Raw genomic sequence first — 18,110 nt, 5'->3', positions numbered from 1 at the left:
GCAAAAACGGGGTAAGCAACCCGGGCACTCTTTGAAGGAACCTTTCCGTGGCCTGGTCCCCCCAACAAGATGACGCCCTGCAGCAAACCGCCGACTGGCTGAAGCGCGGCGACCGTCAGGTGTTCCGCCTGTTCGGCTATGCCGGCACGGGCAAGACCACGCTGGCACGGCATCTGGCCGAGGGCATTGACGGTGACGTCTGTTTCGGCGCCTTCACCGGCAAGGCCGCCCATGTCCTGCGCCAGAAGGGCTGTGAGGACGCCGGCACCATTCACTCGCTGATCTACCGTCCCCGCTCCGCCAAGGAGGAAGAGGAGACGGACGATGACGACGAGGACACGGGTCCGCAATTCGCCATCAAGCGCGACAGTGCCGCGGCGACCGCCAGCCTGATCGTCATTGACGAATGTTCCATGGTCGACGAGGAACTCGGCAAGGACCTCCTGTCCTTCGGCACGCCGGTGCTGGTGCTGGGTGACCCCGCCCAGCTTCCGCCGGTCAAGGGCGGCGGTTTTTTCACCGAGGCCGAGCCGGACGTGATGCTGACCGAAGTCCACCGCCAGGCGCAGGACAACCCGATCGTGCGCATGTCCATGACCATCCGAGACGGCGGCCAACTGGATTACGGCACCTTTGGCGAGAGCAAGGTCATTCACCGGCGCGAGATCGACAAGGACCAGATCCTCGATGCCGATCAGGTTCTGGTCGGGACCAACAAGACCCGCCGGCTTTATAATGGCCGCATCCGCGAGTTGAAGGAATTCGACACGCCGATGCCTGCCGTCGGCGACAAGCTGGTCTGCCTGCGCAACGACAAGACCAAGGGTCTGCTCAATGGCGGATTGTGGACGGTCAAACGCCTGCGGCCACCGCGCGGCAACACGCTGCGCTTCGATGTTGTCTCAGAGGACGAACTGTCCCGCACCGCCGTCAAGGTCCGGGTGCTGCCTGCCATGTTCGAGGACGGCGCGGAGGCCATTCCCTATGCCATCCGCCGCAAGGCCGATGAATTCGACTACGGCTACGCGCTGACCGTGCACAAGGCGCAGGGCTCGCAATGGGACAATGTGGTGCTGTTCGACGAGAGCTGGGCCTTCCGAGAGCACAAGAGCCGCTGGCTTTATACTGCGGTCACAAGGGCCGCCGAGCGGATCACTGTCGTAAGATAGGCGCGTTGCGCTCAGGCTCAGAAAACCCCGTCAGCTCGTCGCGCAGAGGCAACGCCTGCAGCCCCGTTTCCACGAAGGTTTTCAGGTCTCTCTCGCTGCAGCCGCCACGCCCGAGCAGGGCAATGGCCGAGAACTGGCCATCGAGAAAGGTCGCCACCCGGTCGATATCCGCGTCGTCGCGCAATTCACCCGCATCGGCAGCCTTCCGCAGGCGCTCACGGATGGCCGCGTAGCGGGAGTCCTTGAGACCGTGCACGACTTCCCGATGGCGCTCCGGGCCATAGGTGCAGTCCACCAGCGCATTGACCAGGAAACATCCTGCCGGCGTGTTCTGATCGAGGGTCAGATCGGCAATCGCGCCCAGAAAATCCCGGAAATCCTCGACAACGGATTTTCTGGCTTCCTTGAGCCGGGCGAAAACCGGCCCGCCATAGGTTTCGAAATAATGCAGAAGCGCTTTTTCAAAGAGGGCTTCCTTATCGCCAAAGGCGGCGTAAAGGCCGGGCTTGGCCATGCCGGACACTTCCGCGAGGTCGCTCATCGAGGTGCCCGAATAGCCGTTCTGCCAGAAGGCGACCATAACCGACTGCAGCGCGTCTTTGGTATTAACTTTTCTCGGCCGACCTCGTGCCATCGGTCTGTCCTCCTTCAACAAACCGTATGCCCAAGACCAGAAGGTGATTGAATAACCCGTGCCTGAGCGTACCCGCAGCGACTTTATCTTGTGTGCCAGCTTCCCACTCAGGCACCATACATCAAAACAATAGCGATTTCATCTGAACGCGAAATACGTAATTTGTTGCACATCGTTCACAAACTCGCCCTCTTTCAACTTTGAAGTGTATATCAACCCGATCTGATTGGAAAGATTTCCGCGTAAAGGTTTTAGGGTCAGGACTCTAGATTGGTCTCTTCGCAAGGTTCCTGCCGGCAGCTGACTGCAACATCCGCGATCAAATGCCAGTGGAAGGACGCATACGATCTCTTTTCCGCCCGATTGAGGGGGATTATCGTCTGCGGCTCAGAAGTCACCATTGAAAGCACCTGCGTATGGCAAGCGTCTCCACCTCCGACCTGACCTCCTCGACCCAGAAAGCCGCGTTGAGCGCGGAAACGGCGCTGCGCATCGCGCATCGGATCGCCGATGAAATCGGCTGCAAGGCCGGGCAGGTCAACACCACCGTGCAGATGCTCGACGAAGGCTCGACCGTGCCTTTCATCGCCCGCTACCGCAAGGAAGCGACCGGTGGCCTGGACGACAGTCAGCTGCGCAAGCTGGAAGAGCGGCTGATCTATCTGCGCGAACTGGAAGACCGGCGCACCGCCATCACAAAGTCGATCGAGGAACAGGGCAAACTCACCGACGGCCTGACAAAAAGCATCCAGGCGGCGGAGACCAAGTCCCAGCTCGAGGACATCTACCTTCCTTACAAGAAGAAACGCCGTACCAAGGCCCAGATCGCCCGCGAAGCCGGCCTGGAACCGCTTGCGGACCTGCTGCTCGCCGACCCGTCAAAAGACCCGGAAACGGAAGCAGCCGCCTATGTCGATGACGGCAAGGGCATTGCCGACACCAAGGCGGCACTCGACGGAGCCCGCCAGATTCTGATGGAACGCTTTGCCGAAAATGCTGAACTCGTCGGCCGCTTGCGCCGCCATGTCGAGGAACGCGGTGTTGTCCAGTCGAAACTTATCGACGGCATGGCCGAAAAAGGCGCTAAATTCGCAGACTATTTCGACTATTCCGAACAATGGTCGAAGATCCCGAGCCACCGGGCGCTTGCTCTTTTCCGGGGCCGCAACGAAGGCATTCTCTCAGTCGACCTCACCGTCGATGCCGACGATGTCTCGCCGGTTATGCCCGCCGTGAAGATGGTCGCAGATACCTATGGCCTTGCCGACCGCGGCCGGCCGGCGGACAAATGGCTGATGGACGTCGCCCGCTTTGCCTGGAAGGTCAAGCTGGCGCTGCATCTGGAACTCGACCTGATGGGCGTGTTGCGCGACAAGGCCGAGGAAGAGGCCATCCAGGTTTTTGCCCGCAATCTCAAGGATCTCCTGCTCGCGGCGCCGGCCGGGGCCCGCGCGACGCTCGGCCTCGATCCGGGCATCCGCACCGGCGTCAAGGTCGCCGTGGTCGACGAGACCGGCAAGCTGGTGGACACCGCCACCATCTATCCGTTCCAGCCGCGCAACGATGTCACCGGCTCCCGGGCGACACTGCTGGCGCTGATCGCCAAGCACAAGGTCGGCCTGATCGCCATCGGCAACGGCACGGCCAGCCGCGAGACCGACAAGCTCGCCGGCGACGTCCTCACCGACATCCCGGCTGGGCAGCGTCCGGTCAAGGTGATCGTCAACGAGGCCGGCGCCTCCGTTTATTCAGCGTCCGAGCTGGCCGCGAAGGAAATGCCGGATGTCGATGTCTCCCTGCGCGGGGCCGCCTCCATCGCCCGCCGCCTGCAGGATCCTCTGGCGGAACTGGTCAAGATCGAGCCGAAATCCATCGGCGTCGGCCAGTACCAGCATGACGTCAACCAGAGCAAGCTTGCCCGTGCGCTCGATGCCGTGGTCGAAGACGCCGTGAACGCGGTCGGCGTCGATCTCAACACCGCCTCGCCGGCGCTCTTGTCGCGAATCTCCGGCCTGTCGGACAGTCTTGCCAAGGCCGTCGTGGAACACCGCGAGGCCATCGGCCGCTTCGACAGCCGCTCGCAGCTGAAGGAAGTGCCGCGTCTCGGCGCCAAGGCGTTTGAACTCTGTGCCGGCTTCCTGCGCATCACCGGCGGCAAGGAGCCTCTCGACACCTCCTCCGTGCACCCGGAAGCCTATCCGCTGGCCAAGCGCATCGTGAAGGCCTGCGGCCGCGACCTGCGCCAGATCATGGGCGATGCCTCCCTGCTGAAAGGCCTGGAGCCGGGTGAGTTCACCGACGAGAAATTCGGCCTGCCAACCGTGAAGGACATTCTTGCCGAACTGGAAAAACCCGGCCGCGACCCGCGCCCGGAATTCAAGACCGCGGCGCTTCAGGACGGCGTTGAGGAGATCAAGGACCTGAAACCCGGCATGAAGCTGGAAGGCACGGTCACCAACGTCACCAATTTCGGTGCCTTCGTCGATGTCGGCGTGCACCAGGACGGCCTGGTGCATGTCTCGCAGCTCGCCGACCGGTTCGTCGACGATCCGCACAAGGTCGTCAAGGCCGGCGACATCGTCAAGGTGACCATCCTGGAGGTGGACGTCGCGCGCAAGCGCATTTCCATGACCATGAAATCCCAGGCCGATTACCAGGGTCAAAGGGAGCGTGGCCAGCAGCAGGATCGCGGTGGTCCAGGCGGTCGCGGTCCGGGTGGCAAGGGGCCGGGCGGACGTGGCCCCGGCGGCAATCCCCCGCGCGGTGGCAAGGGCGGCGCCCCCAAAAGCTCAGGTGGCGACGGCGGCAACAACGCCATGGCGGCGGCGCTGGCAGCGGCAATGAACAAGAAGCGCAAGTGATTTAGGCGAAGACTTCCGTGTCGACGACCGGGATCTCTCCGCGTTCGCGCAGGTCTTTCAGGTAGGCTCTCGCGAAAATCACATAGAGAACCGCTTCCCCGATAATGCCGAGTGCATTCGAAACGATCACGAGCAAGAAACTGAAGGTGTCGATGCTGCCAGCCGGTGTCACCGGCTGCAGCATCGTTGCGCCAAGAATGCCTTCGGCAATCATGAAAGGCACGAAATATCCAAGAAATCGCGGCAGCATGTAACCGCTTTGGCGTACCGTGTTGCACAGTCCTGCCCAAATCTGCCTTTGTTTGCCAACAATCTGCGCAGGCAACACTGTTCCAAAAAAATAGCTTGGGATGAGAATCACCAAAAGAGCGGACAGGAGAAAAGTGGACAGCCAAATTCCCTGATCTTGTGCTTCCGCAGAAAGCGAGCCGTAAGTCTCCGTCACGAGATAGATGCCGACTAGCACGATACCAAATCCGAGCAGGACGTAACGCAATGCAAAGCGCACAAACATCCTCAAATTTATTTCGCCTTGAGCCACCCCCAGAACTGAGCAAAAGAAGAAAAAACTGAAAATTGCTCCAAATGGCGCGTAAAGCAATAAAGTCGCCAAGTTATCTGGAAACCACGTCTCTACAATTGAAACCGCGCAATTCAACCCGAAATAGGCAAAAGTGAGTAAACGCAGTTCATTCAGAGTTTTGAAGCTTTGAGAAAACAGATTTCTGTTTTGATCCACGAGATCCATTCAACCTACTGATATTTTTACCAGTTGTTTGCCGCAAATTTCGGATGATTGCAACTCCAGCGGCAAGGGCGGCGCCCCAGGAAGCTCTGGCCGAAACGGCCGCAACAACACCATGGCGGCCACCCTGGCCGCGGCAATGAACAAGAAGCGGAAATAGAGCCTTTTCCGCTTAGATTGGAGCATTCTGTGTACCGTCCGGCGCGCGATTCGCGCGGAGGGAAACGAAGCCCTTAACAGAGCTATGGGCAAGCGGCCCGACAAATCAGGCTCCGCCGGACGGAAACCCGCAGGGCGGCGCCCGTTTGGTCCAATACCGTCCGGCTTCGCATCGACTGTGCGGCCAGCACGGCCTTGGTCAAGCCCCTCGGCCTTGAACCAAACCGGCTCCGGCAGAGTGCTTCAATCGAACCGGGAAAGTCTCTAGATAAACCGCCGGGGTCGACGCGATGCACTTGACCGGTCTCAGGAGCATTTTTCCTTGATCTGGCCAAGTTGCCCCCGGCCGCGCTTCAGCGCATAAGGAACCTTTCCGCTCGACAGCCGGAACAGGTCGCCTTTGCACGTCGACTTTGCCATCCGTTGCAATTTTGCCTTCGACTTGCAGTTCCAGTCACCAAGCTGCTTGTTCTTCACGGGGTCATAGGTATTGGCGGGATAACGGAAACAGATATGGCTTCCGCCGGAACTGTTTTTCCACTGGCCCCGAACACTGCGCGAGTTTCCCGGATACCAAAGGTAGGAACGACCACCGCGCGCATAGTATTCAACTTGAATACCGTGTCCTCCGCCATAGAAGACTAGCGTCCGGCCGGAAAACTCCAACGGCTGGGAACTCGCCGGTGAGAACATAAGAAAAACGGCAATGCAGAAAAACAGAATTCGAACTGTCACTGAAAACACCTCACATAATCCAGGATAAGCAACCAAAATTGCATAACAAACGCGCATCACGGGCTCAAGGTGCAGCCCGGCCGTTTCGGGGCGATTTTGAGGGCAAACTTGGAGAGATGGAGAGGGTTAAGTTGGCGATAGCCCGGCAACGGTTGTAAACGTCGCCGGGCTGCCCGTCACTGATACTCGTAACAGGTGTCGCTGCCCCAGGGCGCTTCGATGTAGACCTGTGCGCCCTTGCTGTGGATCGTATACGGGCCATCCGAATAGCGGGCACCCGACCCCGAGACGACCTGATCCAGCCTGTGGAGAGGAGCTCCGTCCATCGAAAAGGTCAGGTGACCGTTGCCGCTGTTCACGTAGTTCACGATCAGGGGAATACCTTCGGTGCAGGTGTATTTGACGGTGAGCGCGTTTTGCCCGGCCGGCTGCGGAAGTTCGCCGCCCGTTACCGGCTGGCCGCCGCGCGCCGGAAAAGCGTCCGTGATCGCATAGAGATCCGACTTGGGCCCGTTGCCCTGTCCATAAAGGACCATGCGCCGGTGCAGGTCCAGCTGCAGCGTCACGTTGCGGGACGCATCGTGGAGATAGACGGACCACTCGTCCCGGCCGAATTCCTGAAAATGAAAGCCGATGGTGCCATAGACATCCGTCTCCTGCCACTGGCCGCCACCGACATTGACAAAGCTGCCAGCCGAATGCCGGACGACACCGACATTAGTGCCATTCACCCCCGCGGTTGCCGGCGGCTGCACAGGGGGCTGCTGTCGCGGAGGACTGCCGACCTGAGGGCGCGGTGCACAGACCTGATAGATTCCCGGATAGGGACGCTCCGAGCAGAACAGTCCGCCCCAGTGGTATCCGGTCTGGCCATTCCGGTAGCGGATCTGGAACCATTCGTAACCGTTCATCATGACCCCGGTGCCGGAAAGGATCAGGATGGAGTCGCCCTGGTAAAGGCTGCCGCTCTGGCCATATTGAACGCCGGGACCACTGCGGACCTTGCCACCGTAGGATTGCCCGCTCTGGGGAAAATCAACGTCCGGAGACGCCAGGGACGCGGATCCCGGCATAAAGACAATCGCCACTGCGAGAAGAACTGCAAACCGTTGCATCTAAATACCTGCACTATTGAAACACGTGAAATCGAAATCCGGCTTTTTGCCTGATGCACTTTTCAGTTGCGGGGGTTACGATAGGTCATATGAACCGAGAATGAACGCTTCTTTCCGCTCTTCCGACGAAAGAATAATATGCCGGTGCCAGGGACGATGTAAGCGTCGCGCCTGCGGTACACCGAGAACCTGGCGTCAAGAAACACAAGTGCAGGCGATTTTGCTGCTTGCCATCCAACGTTCCGGAATAGTCCGGCAAGACCTGAAGCGTGACGATCACCCGTGCCCACTGCTCTTGTCTGGTCAAAACTGCCCCTCTGGTAAAGTGCGCGAACTGCTTTAACTTCATAGAAAAGAAGCATGGTCGAGGATCGGCAGATGCCGCAGAAAGATCAGGAAGAGCTCTGGCCCAAGCAGGACATCGAGTCCGGCACCCTGACAGCGCTTGCCCATCTCTACCGGGCGGAAGTGTTCCGCAGCACCCATTGGCGCACCCGTCTCGACAACACCACCAACTGGGCCGTGGTCACCACGGGCATTGCCCTGTCGGCAACCTTTTCCAACATCGACGCCTCGCCGCTGCCGATGGTGCTGGTTGGTCTTCTGGTCACCGTGTTCCTGATCTTCGAGGCGCGGCGCTACCGCTATTACAACATGTTCCGAGCCCGGGCGCGGCTGATGGAAACCGACATCTATGCCCCGATCCTCTATGGCCGGAAAGTGCCCTGGAACAGCGAATGGAGCCGGATGCTCGCCGACGATTACGAGATGCCCCATTACCATATCAGCCTGGCGCGGGCGGCAGGCCGCCGGCTCAGGTCGAACTATTCCTGGATCCTTGCCATCCAGGCGGTCGCATATTACGGCAAGATCGCGATTCATCCCGAACCGCTCGTCAACTTGTCCGAAGCCTTTTCGCGGGCCGCCATCGGCCCGATCCCGGGCGAGCTGGTCATGCTGGCCGGCATCGTCTTTCATTTGAGCTGGGTGATCTTCGCAATCGTCACCCTGCGCCTCGACAAGGCCTATCGCGAGCAGCGCAAGTCGCCAATGCAGGCAATTTGAGGCAGCAGAGGTCAGGAAAACCACATTCGTCGGCCATTGTGACACCCTCACCGCCGTCATTCCGGACGCAGCGAAGCGGAGATCCGGGACCGGGGAGCCTCAGTCTATCGAGTGAAATCTGCCGTTGAAGGCGAGGGTCGTGGCTCCCCGGTCCCGGCTCGCGCTACGCTTGGCCGGGATGACGATGGAAAGGGTATTGGCGGGGGCTGGCCTGCGTCCTTTTCAAAACCGATCCGCGCGAAAAGGCGCCGGATCGATCAATGGGCCTGTGCCGTCGATCATGTCGGCGATCAACTCGCCGGTGACAGCGGACTGGGTCAGGCCGTGATGGGCATGGCCGAAGGCATAGAAGATGTTCGCGTGACCGGATGCCGGGGAAATCACCGGGAGGCTGTCGGGAAGAGAGGGCCGGAAGCCCATCCAGCGCTTGCCGCCCTCGGTCTTGAGGCCTGGATAGAACAGCCGTGCCTTGGCAACCATGGCATCGACCCGTTTCCAGTTCGCCGGCAGGCTCAGGCCGCCGAATTCGACCGCCCCGCCGACCCTGAGGCCGGTTGACAGCGGAGACATGACGAACCCGTGGCCGGGCAGCATGATCATGCGCTTCACCGAAACACCGGGCTCCGGCACCGTTATGTTGTAGCCGCGCTCCGTGTCGAGCGGGATCCGGTCACCGAGCTGCCCTGCCAATGCCCTCGACCAGGCACCGCAGGCGATGACGAGACATTCGACGTCAGTTCGACTGCCGTCTTTCAAAAGAAGTTCGCAGCCGTTTTCCCGAGGCAGAATCTGCGCCACCTCGCCGGTTTCAAAATGCACGCCCTGGCTCTCCAGCCAGCTTGCGATTGTCAGGCACAGCTGTTTGGGCTCATCCACCTGGATCCAGCCGGGCACCAGAGCGCCGCCGACCACGCGCTCCGACAGGTCCGGCTCCAGCTCCCGAAGGCGCGCCGCAGTCAGTTCTTCGACCTCGATACCGTAGCCGCGCTGCTCGGCCCAGCCGCTTCGAGCATCCGACAGCGAAGCGTCTGTGTCGAAGAGCTCAAGGCAGCCGTCCCGGCGCACCTGGTTGTGGGTACCCGATGCCCGCCATAGGTTTTCCCAGGCCGGCAGCGCCGCACCGTTCAGTTCCACCAGCGCCTCGGTGCTGCGCGCCACCCGTTTGCGGCTGGACGCCGCCAGGAAGCGCAGCATCCAGGGAAGGATGGCAAGCGCATAGGCGGGCCGGATCGACAGGGGGCCAAGCGGATCGGCCAGCCACTTGATCGCCTGTTTCCAGAGACCGGGCGAGGCCATGGGCGCCACATCCGTCCAGGCGATGGCCGCCGCGTTGCCCTGGCTGGCACCGGCCGCCGGACCTTCGCGGTCCACAATGGTAACGGCGTAGCCGCGCTGCACCAGGCTGGCGGCCGTGGCCAGACCGACCACGCCGGCCCCGATGATATGGACATGTCCCTTGCTCATGATTTCCGAAAAGGTTCCTGCGAGGCTGACGCACCGTGGCGTGTTGTTGGCGCGCTGGTGGCGGATTGCGCTTCGGCCGTTGCCAACTCTGGCGGCGGCCCGCTCCATTCTGATGCCACAGGAGCCGGGCTCGTTCCAAGCGACAAAGTCTGATATATCAGAGATACATTTTAATAAGACAGAGCGGCTGTTCCATGCCAAGCGACCTCAGTCAATCCGCGCAGGCATATCTGCGCCTGGAAGAAGAAATCGTCACCTTGCGGCTGAAGCCGGGTGAAGCCGTCACCGAGGTTGGGCTGACCAAGCGCACCGGCCTCGGCCGGACTCCGATCCGGGAGGCCATCCAACGGCTCAGCTGGGAGGGGCTGCTTTCCATCCGGCCCCGCCTGGGCATCATAGTCGCGGAGATGAACCCGTCCGATTTCCTGAAGGTTCTGGAAGCCCGGCACGGACTGGAGCGCCTGGTCGCGGGTCTTGCCGCGCGGCTCGCCAGCAAGGACGACCGGCGCACGCTGGAGGCCTGTGCCGAGGATATGCGCGAGGCCGCCGCCCGGTCCGATGTCGAAGACTATCTGCGCCACGACAAGGCCTTTGACGACGTCGTCTCCGAGGCCGCCTGCAATCCATTCGCCACCAAGGCACTTGCGCCGCTGCAGACCCAGAGCCGGCGCTTCTGGTACCGGCATTTCGGCGAGGCAGACCTCAATCCGGCGGCCTGGAGCCATCTGGAAGTCATGCGTGCCGTCGCCAATGGAAACGAACACGCGGCCAGCGAACATGCCGACAACCTGATGCTTTATCTCCGCCGCCAGGCCACCAGCCTGGTCAGCGGACCGAGGTAGCGGCAGAGCGCGACGCGGTTTCGCTGCGGGTCTTCAGCAACCAGGTGAACAGGACCAGCGCAATTGCGGCGCCGATGAACTCCGCGACGATGAACCCCGGCAGATCGACCGGACGGATGCCTGCAAACGTGTCGGTGAAGGCACGCGCAATCGCGACCGCCGGATTGGCAAAAGAAGTTGAGGCGGTGAACCAGTAGGCCGCGGTGATATAGAGCCCGACAAGCCACGGCACGGCCTCGGCCTTGAAGCGAATGCCGGCAAGGATGCTCGCCAGCAGGCCGAAGGTTGCGACCACTTCGGCCACCCATTGTGCCTCGCCCGTGCGCACGGTCGTCGAGGCCTGCCAGACCGGCAGCTCGAACATGACATGAGCCGTCAGTGAGCCGCAGATGCCGCCGAGAATCTGGGACGCGATATAGGCCCCTGCAACGGCAAGTCCGAGTTCACGTTTCAGCCAGAAGACAAAGGTCACCGCCGGATTGAAATGCGCACCCGAGATCGGCCCGAGCATGGTGATCAGCACCACCAGGATGGCTCCGGTCGGAATGGTGTTGCCGAGCAGCGAAACAGCAACATCGTCGGACAGCTTGTCGGCCATGATCCCCGAGCCGACAACCGTACCCACAAGCATGGCGGTTCCGAGCGCCTCGGCAACGAGCCGGCGGGGCAGAGTGAAATCAGACATTCGAAGGATCCTGGCTGTCGGCATTGGCGCCAATGGCCGCGAGCCGCGCCTTGCCGTCCTCTGCGGTGAATACACTGTCGCCAAGCTCGAGCATCGCATTGATGCGGCGTTCCAGGCGTTCATAGGCAAGGTCGAAAGCCGCCGCTCTTGTGGCGTCGTCGCCCTCGACCCCGGCCGGATCCGGGATACCCCAATGAACCACGAGCGGGTGTCCGGGCCAGATTGGACAGGATTCCCCGGCCGCGCTGTCGCAAACCGTGATGATCAGGTCCATTTTGGGTGCGTCGAGGCCGGAAAACTCCTCCCAGCTTTTGGAGCGGAGGCCGGATGCCGGCAGGCCGTGGCGCTCCAGGCAGGCGAGCGCATCCGGGTTGACCGTGCCCCGCGGTGTCGACCCCGCCGAATAGCTCTGAAACCTGCCGTGCCCGAGAAACCGGATCAGCGCCTCTCCAAGGACCGAACGCGCGGAATTGGCCGTGCAGACGATAAGTACATTACGCATGTGAATTGAGCCCCACCATCGATCGCGCCGTCAGCACGATCCTTCCGTGTCGCAGATTTTGCCTGCCGCGATGCTGGCGATCGGAGCGCACAGCTCCGGATTGCCGCCGCAGCAGTCTTGCAGCAAATAGGTCACGAGAACCTGCATCGTCTGCAGGTCCGCGCGGTAACAGATCGAGCGCCCGTCCCGTTCGGCATGCACAAGGCCGGAGCGGGACAGAGCGCCCAGATGGGTCGACAGGGTATTCGGACGCACCTCAAGCGCATCCGAGATGGCGCCCGCGGTCATGCCTTCTTTTCCGGCTTTCACCAGCAGGCGAAAGACGTCGAGGCGGGTTTCCTGACCAAGGGCTGCCAAGGCGTTCAGGGCATCTTCTTTTTCCATAATTCGAGAATACTCGAAATAACGAATAATACAACCCCGCCCCTGAACTTTCACCCAAAAGAAAGGCCCTGCTCCAGGGGAACAGGGCCTTTGCTTCAAGCAGAGCTTTCCGAAACGGCTTAGGCGGCCTTCGCCGCCAGACGCTTGCGGATGCTCTCCACATCCGCCTGCGGCGTCGCGGCAAACAGAGTCTTGGTATAATCGTGCTTCGGGTTTCCGAAGACCTCGTCCCGGGTGCCGTATTCCACCACTTCGCCGAAATACATCACCATCACCTTGTCGGCGATGTAACGCACCACAGACAGATCGTGAGAGATGAAGACATAAGTGAGCCCCATCTCCTCCTGCAGGTCGGCCAATAGGTTCAGGATCTGTGCCTGGACGGAGAGATCGAGCGCGGAGACCGGTTCGTCCAGCACCAGCAGTTTCGGCTTCATCATGATCGCACGGGCGATTGCGATGCGCTGGCGCTGGCCGCCGGAGAACATGTGCGGATAGCGGCCGTAATGTTCCAGCTGCAGGCCCACCTTCTCCAGCATCTGCAGGGCAAGGTCGCGGCGTTCCGCGGCCGGCATGTCGGTGTTGAGCAGCAGCGGCTCTTCCAGCACATGTCCGATCTTCTGGCGCGGGTTGAGTGAGCCGTAGGGATTCTGGAAGACAATCTGCACCTTCTGGCGCATTTCCTTCGAGATCCCGGTCTTGGAGATATCCATCGACAGGCCGTCGATTTCGATCGAGCCCGACGTCTGAGCGTCGATCATGGTCAGCATGCGCGCGAGCGTGGACTTGCCGCAGCCACTCTCGCCGACCACGGCCAGTGTGGTGCCGCGTTCCACGTCCAGGTTGACGCCCTTCACGGCCGTCAGGGTGGAGGCCTTCTTGAACATGCCACCCTTGATGTCATAGGTCCGGTAGAGATCGCGGACCTTGAGGATCACATCGTCTGACATTTAAAATCCTCCCGCTTCGGCATAATCGCTGACGGTCGGCAGCCGGTCGCCAGTAGCATTTTCCGGCAGGGCCGAAAGCAGGGCCTTGGTGTAGGGGTTCTGCGGGTTCTCGAACAGATCGAGCACGCCGGCCTCCTCCATCTTGCGGCCCTTGTACTGCACGATCACGCGGTCGGCGGTCTCGGCGACAACGCCCATGTCGTGGGTGATCATGATCAGCCCCATGCCGCTGTCCTGCTGCAACTGGACCAGCAGATCGAGGATCTGCTTCTGGATGGTCACGTCGAGCGCGGTGGTCGGCTCGTCGGCAATCAGGAGTTTCGGCTCGCAGGCAATCGCCATGGCGATCATCACACGCTGGCACTGGCCGCCCGACATCTGGTGCGGAAAGGCATTGAGACGTCCGCCCGGATCGGGAATGCCGACGGATGTCATCAGTTCGACGATCCGGTCCTTGATCTGCTTGCCCTTCAGATCCGTGTGCACTTTCAAGGTTTCGCCCAGCTGGAAGCCGACGGTGAAACACGGATTGAGGCTGGCGATCGGCTCCTGGAAGATCATCGAGATGTCTTTGCCGATGACCTTGCGCCGCGCCTTGGCGGACAGGGTGCGAAGGTCAAGGCCCTCGAAATCCATCTTGTCCGCCGTGATCGTCGCGGTGTCCGGCAGAAGGCCCATGGTCGCCAGCATGGCGACGGACTTGCCGGACCCGCTCTCGCCTACGATGGCCAGGACTTCGCCCGCGTCGACCGTGTAGTCGACCCCGTCCAGGGCCTTGAAAGGGCCTTTGGCGGTGTCGAACTCGACTTTCAGGTTCCTGATTTCAAGAAGCGACATGGGCTCAGCTCCTCTTCAGCTTGGGATCGAGCGCATCGCGCAGGCCGTCACCGACCAGGTTGATGGCCAGAACGGTGATCAGGATGGCGAAACCCGGGAAGGTCACCACCCACCAGGCGCGCAGGATGAATTCCCGTGCCTCGGCGAGCATCGTGCCCCATTCCGGTGTGGGCGGCTGCGCGCCCATACCCAGAAAGCCAAGGGCGGCCGCGTCCAGGATGGCGTTGGAGAAGGACAGCGTCGCCTGCACGATCAGCGGTGCCAGGCAGTTCGGCAGGATGGTCTTGAACATCAGCCGCATGTGGCCGGCACCGGCCACCTTGGCCGCGACCACGTAGTCGCGCGACCGCTCCGACAGAACTGCCGCACGGGTCAGGCGCACGAAATGCGGTTGCAGGACGATGGCGATCGCGATCATTGCGTTGATCAGGCCGGGCCCGAGAATAGCCACCAGCACCAGGGCGAGCAGCAATGACGGGAAGGCCAGGATGATGTCCATCACGCGCATGATGAACGTATCGACCGCACCGCGCGTGTACCCGGCAACCAGGCCGAGCACGATGCCGCCCACCAGGGCGATGGAGACAACGACGACACCGATGAACAGCGAAAACCGCGCCCCAAAGATCAGGCGGGAAAGGATATCGCGTCCAACCGCGTCGGTGCCCAGAAGGAACGCGGCCTTGCCGCCATCCTGCCAGACCGGCGGCACCAGGAAACTATCGCGATACTGGACGTCGGGATCATGCGGCGCGATCAGGGGCGCAAACACCGCCATCAGCACCAGCAGCACGAAGATGACGAGGCCGAGAACGGCTCCCTTGTTCTGCGAGAAATAGTACCAGAACTCGATCAGCCGCGCCTTGGTGGCGTTGCGGCTTTCCTCTTCGAGCTTGGCGGTATCGGCCTTGGTGGCCGGGGAGGTATTTGTCATGTCTTATACCCTCGGCTCAATTGTGGCGGATGCGCGGATTGATCAGGCCGTAAAGCACGTCCACGATCAGATTGACCAGCATGATGATCCCGGCAATCATCAAAAGCCCCCCCTGAACCACGAAATAGTCGCGACGGGAGATGCTGTCGACGAGCCATTTGCCGATGCCTGGCCACGAAAAGATGGTTTCGGTCAGAATCGCACCGGCAAGCAGCACTCCGACCTGCAGACCGATGGTGGTGATCACCGGTATCAGGGCGTTGCGCAAGGCATGCAGGCCAATCACCGAGCGCGGCGGCAGGCCCTTGGCCCGTGCCGTGCGCACGTAGTCCTCACCGAGAACTTCCAGCATGGCCGACCGGGTCTGGCGGGCAATCACCGCGAGGGGAATCGTCGCCAGCACGATCGACGGCAATACCAGGTGACTGACCGCGGATGCGAAGGCGCCCTTTTCCCCGGAGAGCAGACTGTCGATCAGCATGAAGCCGGTCACGGAGGGAAAGAAATACATCAGCGAGATGCGCCCCGAGACCGGAGTCCATTGCAGGATGCCTGAGAACAGGATGATCAGCAGCAGGCCCCACCAGAAGATCGGCATCGAATATCCTACCAGCGCGGTGCCCATGATCGCCTGGTCAGCGACAGAGCCGCGCTTCACCGCGGCGAAGATGCCCGCCGGAATACCGATGCAGACCGCCAGGATGATGGCGCACAGCGCCAGCTCGGCGGTTGCCGGAAACAGCGTCATGAACTCGTCGAGAACGGGCTTCTTCGAGGCAAAGGATGTACCGAGATCGCCCTGAAAGACGCCGAGAACATAGTCGATATACTGCTGCCACAGAGGCTTGTCGAAGCCCATCTGCGCCATCAGTTCGGCCTTGCGCTCATCGGAGATGCCGCGTTCGCCTGCGAGCAGGTCGAGCGGGTCACCGGGCAGCAATCGGATGAAGGAGAAAGCAACGAGAGTGACGCCGATGAATGTCGGTATCAACAGGCCCAGACGGCCTAGAAGGAAACGGAGCATGTCAGGTTCCAGATACGAAGAACCAGTGGATACCGTCACTCAAACGCAAGAGCATCCACCGGTCTGAATGGTTGAAGGCGCCGGCATCGCTGCCAGCGCCTCCTTCAAGTTAGGCGGAATTACTCCGCAATGTCCACGCCGTCAAACCAGTGACCGCCGAGCGGGTCCATGACGTAGCCGGTGACCTTGGAGGACATCGGCATGAAGACGACGGAGTGAGCGATGGTTGCCCACGGAGCTTCTTCCTTGAAGACGACCTGCGCCTCCTCGTAGAGCTTGGTGCGCTCTGCCTTGTCGGTCACGGCTTTGGCCTTCTCGATCAGAGCCTGGAAGTCGTCGTTGCACCACTGCGCGCGGTTGGAACCGCCGACGCCATCACAACCGAGCAGAACGGCCAGGAAGTTGTCCGGGTCGCCGTTGTCGCCGGTCCAGCCCAGCAGCACGGCACCGTCACGATCGACATCCTTCGAACGGGAGAGGTATTCACCCCACTCGTAGGAAACGATCTCGACATTGACACCAACCTCGGCAAAGTCGGCCTGAATGACTTCCGCCATGCGGCGGGCATTCGGGTTGTACGGACGCTGCACCGGCATCGCCCAGACCTTCATGGACAGGTCGGACACGCCGGCAGCGGCGAGCATTTCCTTGGCCAGTTCCGGGTTGTAGTCGTCGTCCTCGATCGCGTCGTTATAGGACCACATGGTCGGCGGGATCGGGTTCTTGGCAGCCTGGCCGGAGCCCTGGAACACGGCGTCAAGGATAGCCTGCTTGTTGATCGCGTGGTTCAGCGCCTTGCGGACTTCCTTCTTGTCGAATGGAGCCACTTTGGTGTTGTAGGCGAGGTAACCGACGTTCAGACCCTGCTGCTCAAGGAGCGTCAGGTTGCTGTCAGCCTTGATGTCCGCGATGTCGGCCGGTGCCGGGTACGGCATGACATGACATTCGCCGGCTTTCAGCTTCTGCAGGCGGACAGCTGCGTCCGGGGTGATCGCGAAGATCAGGTTGTCGATGGCTTCCTTGCCGTTCCAGTAGTCGGCATGGGCGCCATAACGGATCACGGCGTCTTTCTGATAACCGACGAACTTGAACGGACCGGTGCCGACCGGCTGCTGGTTCAGCTGTTCCTTGGTGCCGGCAGCTTCGAGCTGAGCGGCATATTCAGCGGACAGCACGGACGCGAAGTCCATCGCCAGGTTGGCGATCATCGGAGCTTCCGGGCGGTTCAGCACGAACTTGACCGTGTAATCGTCGACCTTGACGATTTCCTTGATCAGGTCCGGCATGGACATGCCGTTGAAGTATTCCCAAGCGGTGCCCGGGGTATACTCGTGCCACGCATGGTCTTTCTTCAGCTGGCGATCGAAGGAAAAGACAACGTCGTCGGCATTGAAGTCGCGGGTCGGAGTGAAGAAGTCCGTGGTGTGGAACTTCACGCCCTTGCGCAGGTTGAAAGTGTATTCCAGGCCGTCTTCGGAAACTTCCCAGCTTTCGGCCAGGCCCGGAAGCACTTCAGTGGTGCCGCGCTTGAACTCGACAAGCCGGTTGTAGAGCGGCTTGGAGGAAGCATCAAACGTGGTGCCGGCGGTGTAGAGTGCGGTGTCGAAGCCTTCAGGCGAGCCCTCGGAGCAATAAACCAGGGTTTTTGCAGAAGCGCCGGTTGCTGCAATCACAGCAAGGCTGGCGCCAAGAAGGGTTGCCTTCAAGGTTTTTTGGAAATTCATCAAACTGTTCTCCCCTTGATGAAGAGCCAGGGCTTTGCATCGTTGGATCGTGCAAAGGAGTTGAGCCCAAGCCAGCGCAAACTAAGGCGTTTTTTTGGCAGAAAATCAACTGCCAACATATTTCTAATTTTGGGCTGGTTTTGAAATATTTTTGCTAGGTAAGAGATGCTGCCGTAAATTTTTAACGCAATGCGGTTTAATTTCTGGAAACAAATACCGCAACGGCAGCAATTTCCAAGCTTTCTCTAACCACCTGAAAACAAAAGGCTCTCGCAAATACG

At 60.8% G+C, this 18,110-nt stretch carries 17 protein-coding genes; 4 read left to right on the top strand and 13 right to left on the bottom strand.

Annotated features, from left to right (window positions below):
• Positions 1–47: 47 nt before the first annotated feature.
• Positions 48–1,169 (top strand): ATP-dependent DNA helicase, encoded by a 1,122-nt coding sequence (locus M0H32_RS13755; RefSeq protein WP_248154874.1) that lies wholly within the window; start codon positions 48–50, stop codon positions 1,167–1,169.
• Here the strand turns inward: M0H32_RS13755 and M0H32_RS13750 are convergent.
• The gene (locus M0H32_RS13750) at positions 1,153–1,803 is read right to left on the bottom strand and encodes a TetR/AcrR family transcriptional regulator (RefSeq protein ID WP_248154872.1); all 651 of its coding nucleotides are present in this window, start codon (positions 1,801–1,803) and stop codon (positions 1,153–1,155) included. The two genes, M0H32_RS13755 and M0H32_RS13750, sit on opposite strands and share 17 nt — an antisense overlap.
• A gap of 416 nt (positions 1,804–2,219) precedes the next feature.
• Between M0H32_RS13750 and M0H32_RS13745 the strand changes: the two genes are divergently transcribed.
• Positions 2,220–4,664, top strand: coding sequence for a Tex family protein (locus M0H32_RS13745; RefSeq protein WP_248154870.1), 2,445 nt, complete (start codon positions 2,220–2,222; stop codon positions 4,662–4,664).
• Position 4,665: 1 nt separating this feature from the next.
• Here the strand turns inward: M0H32_RS13745 and M0H32_RS13740 are convergent, their stop codons facing one another.
• The 3 genes from M0H32_RS13740 to M0H32_RS13730 form a co-directional block, all read right to left on the bottom strand.
• On the bottom strand, positions 4,666–5,412 hold the full coding sequence (locus tag M0H32_RS13740; RefSeq protein WP_248154868.1) for a hypothetical protein: 747 nt from the start codon (positions 5,410–5,412) through the stop codon (positions 4,666–4,668).
• Between the two features lie 462 nt (positions 5,413–5,874).
• On the bottom strand, positions 5,875–6,360 hold the full coding sequence (locus M0H32_RS13735) for a hypothetical protein (RefSeq protein WP_248154866.1): 486 nt from the start codon (positions 6,358–6,360) through the stop codon (positions 5,875–5,877).
• 119 nt (positions 6,361–6,479) lie between these two features.
• On the bottom strand, positions 6,480–7,418 hold the full coding sequence (locus tag M0H32_RS13730; RefSeq protein ID WP_248154864.1) for an MliC family protein: 939 nt from the start codon (positions 7,416–7,418) through the stop codon (positions 6,480–6,482).
• 378 nt (positions 7,419–7,796) lie between these two features.
• On the opposite strand from M0H32_RS13730, the gene M0H32_RS13725 reads away from it, so the two are divergent.
• Positions 7,797–8,483, top strand: coding sequence for a DUF2270 domain-containing protein (locus M0H32_RS13725; protein ID WP_248154862.1), 687 nt, complete (start codon positions 7,797–7,799; stop codon positions 8,481–8,483).
• A 222-nt stretch (positions 8,484–8,705) separates the two neighbouring features.
• On the opposite strand, the gene M0H32_RS13720 is transcribed toward M0H32_RS13725, so the two are convergent.
• The gene (locus M0H32_RS13720; protein WP_248154860.1) at positions 8,706–9,947 is read right to left on the bottom strand and encodes an NAD(P)/FAD-dependent oxidoreductase; all 1,242 of its coding nucleotides are present in this window, start codon (positions 9,945–9,947) and stop codon (positions 8,706–8,708) included.
• A 194-nt stretch (positions 9,948–10,141) separates the two neighbouring features.
• Between M0H32_RS13720 and M0H32_RS13715 the strand changes: the two genes are divergently transcribed.
• Positions 10,142–10,789: a GntR family transcriptional regulator gene (locus tag M0H32_RS13715; protein WP_248154858.1), complete on the top strand. Its 648-nt coding sequence runs from the start codon at positions 10,142–10,144 to the stop codon at positions 10,787–10,789.
• On the opposite strand, the gene M0H32_RS13710 is transcribed toward M0H32_RS13715, so the two are convergent.
• The 8 genes from M0H32_RS13710 to M0H32_RS13675 all read right to left on the bottom strand — a co-directional run bounded on the left by M0H32_RS13710 (position 10,773) and on the right by M0H32_RS13675 (position 17,829).
• A complete protein-coding gene (locus M0H32_RS13710; RefSeq protein WP_248154856.1) occupies positions 10,773–11,474 on the bottom strand; it encodes an aquaporin in 702 nt (233 codons plus the stop codon). The genes M0H32_RS13715 and M0H32_RS13710 overlap by 17 nt on opposite strands.
• Entirely contained in the window at positions 11,467–11,976 is a 510-nt protein-coding gene (locus M0H32_RS13705; RefSeq protein ID WP_248154854.1) for an arsenate reductase ArsC, read from the bottom strand. The genes M0H32_RS13710 and M0H32_RS13705 overlap by 8 nt, the downstream gene beginning before the upstream one ends.
• A 30-nt stretch (positions 11,977–12,006) precedes the next feature.
• Positions 12,007–12,360 (bottom strand): ArsR/SmtB family transcription factor, encoded by a 354-nt coding sequence (locus M0H32_RS13700; RefSeq protein WP_248154852.1) that lies wholly within the window; start codon positions 12,358–12,360, stop codon positions 12,007–12,009.
• Between the two features lie 119 nt (positions 12,361–12,479).
• On the bottom strand, positions 12,480–13,310 hold the full coding sequence (locus tag M0H32_RS13695) for a dipeptide ABC transporter ATP-binding protein (protein WP_248154850.1): 831 nt from the start codon (positions 13,308–13,310) through the stop codon (positions 12,480–12,482).
• Complete coding sequence (locus M0H32_RS13690) at positions 13,311–14,147, bottom strand: ABC transporter ATP-binding protein (RefSeq protein WP_248154849.1); 837 nt, start codon at positions 14,145–14,147, stop codon at positions 13,311–13,313. It abuts the gene before it with no gap.
• A 4-nt stretch (positions 14,148–14,151) separates the two neighbouring features.
• On the bottom strand, positions 14,152–15,081 hold the full coding sequence (locus tag M0H32_RS13685) for an ABC transporter permease subunit (RefSeq protein WP_248154847.1): 930 nt from the start codon (positions 15,079–15,081) through the stop codon (positions 14,152–14,154).
• A 16-nt stretch (positions 15,082–15,097) separates the two neighbouring features.
• Positions 15,098–16,105: an ABC transporter permease subunit gene (locus M0H32_RS13680; RefSeq protein WP_248154845.1), complete on the bottom strand. Its 1,008-nt coding sequence runs from the start codon at positions 16,103–16,105 to the stop codon at positions 15,098–15,100.
• 119 nt (positions 16,106–16,224) lie between these two features.
• A complete protein-coding gene (locus tag M0H32_RS13675) occupies positions 16,225–17,829 on the bottom strand; it encodes an ABC transporter substrate-binding protein (protein ID WP_248154843.1) in 1,605 nt (534 codons plus the stop codon).
• Between the last annotated feature and the right edge of the window lie 281 nt (positions 17,830–18,110).

This window comes from Roseibium sediminicola (genome assembly GCF_023156505.1).
GTDB lineage: Bacteria > Pseudomonadota > Alphaproteobacteria > Rhizobiales > Stappiaceae > Roseibium > Roseibium sediminicola.
Note: the sequence above shows the minus strand (reverse complement) of the source record. Positions and strands in the feature narration are given on the sequence as shown.

Bases quoted from the DNA above. Each gene is read 5' to 3' on its own strand.
- M0H32_RS13715 (WP_248154858.1), top strand. From the start codon at position 10,142: ATGCCAAGCGACCTCAGTCAATCCGCGCAGGCATATCTGCGCCTGGAA.
- M0H32_RS13750 (WP_248154872.1), bottom strand. From the start codon at position 1,803: ATGGCACGAGGTCGGCCGAGAAAAGTTAATACCAAAGACGCGCTGCAG.
- M0H32_RS13720 (WP_248154860.1), bottom strand. From the start codon at position 9,947: ATGAGCAAGGGACATGTCCATATCATCGGGGCCGGCGTGGTCGGTCTG.
- M0H32_RS13695 (WP_248154850.1), bottom strand. From the start codon at position 13,310: ATGTCAGACGATGTGATCCTCAAGGTCCGCGATCTCTACCGGACCTAT.
- M0H32_RS13675 (WP_248154843.1), bottom strand. From the start codon at position 17,829: ATGAATTTCCAAAAAACCTTGAAGGCAACCCTTCTTGGCGCCAGCCTT.
- M0H32_RS13700 (WP_248154852.1), bottom strand. From the start codon at position 12,360: ATGGAAAAAGAAGATGCCCTGAACGCCTTGGCAGCCCTTGGTCAGGAA.
- M0H32_RS13740 (WP_248154868.1), bottom strand. From the start codon at position 5,412: ATGGATCTCGTGGATCAAAACAGAAATCTGTTTTCTCAAAGCTTCAAA.
- M0H32_RS13745 (WP_248154870.1), top strand. From the start codon at position 2,220: ATGGCAAGCGTCTCCACCTCCGACCTGACCTCCTCGACCCAGAAAGCC.
- M0H32_RS13735 (WP_248154866.1), bottom strand. From the start codon at position 6,360: ATGCGCGTTTGTTATGCAATTTTGGTTGCTTATCCTGGATTATGTGAG.
- M0H32_RS13725 (WP_248154862.1), top strand. From the start codon at position 7,797: ATGCCGCAGAAAGATCAGGAAGAGCTCTGGCCCAAGCAGGACATCGAG.
- M0H32_RS13685 (WP_248154847.1), bottom strand. From the start codon at position 15,081: ATGACAAATACCTCCCCGGCCACCAAGGCCGATACCGCCAAGCTCGAA.
- M0H32_RS13690 (WP_248154849.1), bottom strand. From the start codon at position 14,147: ATGTCGCTTCTTGAAATCAGGAACCTGAAAGTCGAGTTCGACACCGCC.
- M0H32_RS13710 (WP_248154856.1), bottom strand. From the start codon at position 11,474: ATGTCTGATTTCACTCTGCCCCGCCGGCTCGTTGCCGAGGCGCTCGGA.
- M0H32_RS13730 (WP_248154864.1), bottom strand. From the start codon at position 7,418: ATGCAACGGTTTGCAGTTCTTCTCGCAGTGGCGATTGTCTTTATGCCG.
- M0H32_RS13680 (WP_248154845.1), bottom strand. From the start codon at position 16,105: ATGCTCCGTTTCCTTCTAGGCCGTCTGGGCCTGTTGATACCGACATTC.
- M0H32_RS13705 (WP_248154854.1), bottom strand. From the start codon at position 11,976: ATGCGTAATGTACTTATCGTCTGCACGGCCAATTCCGCGCGTTCGGTC.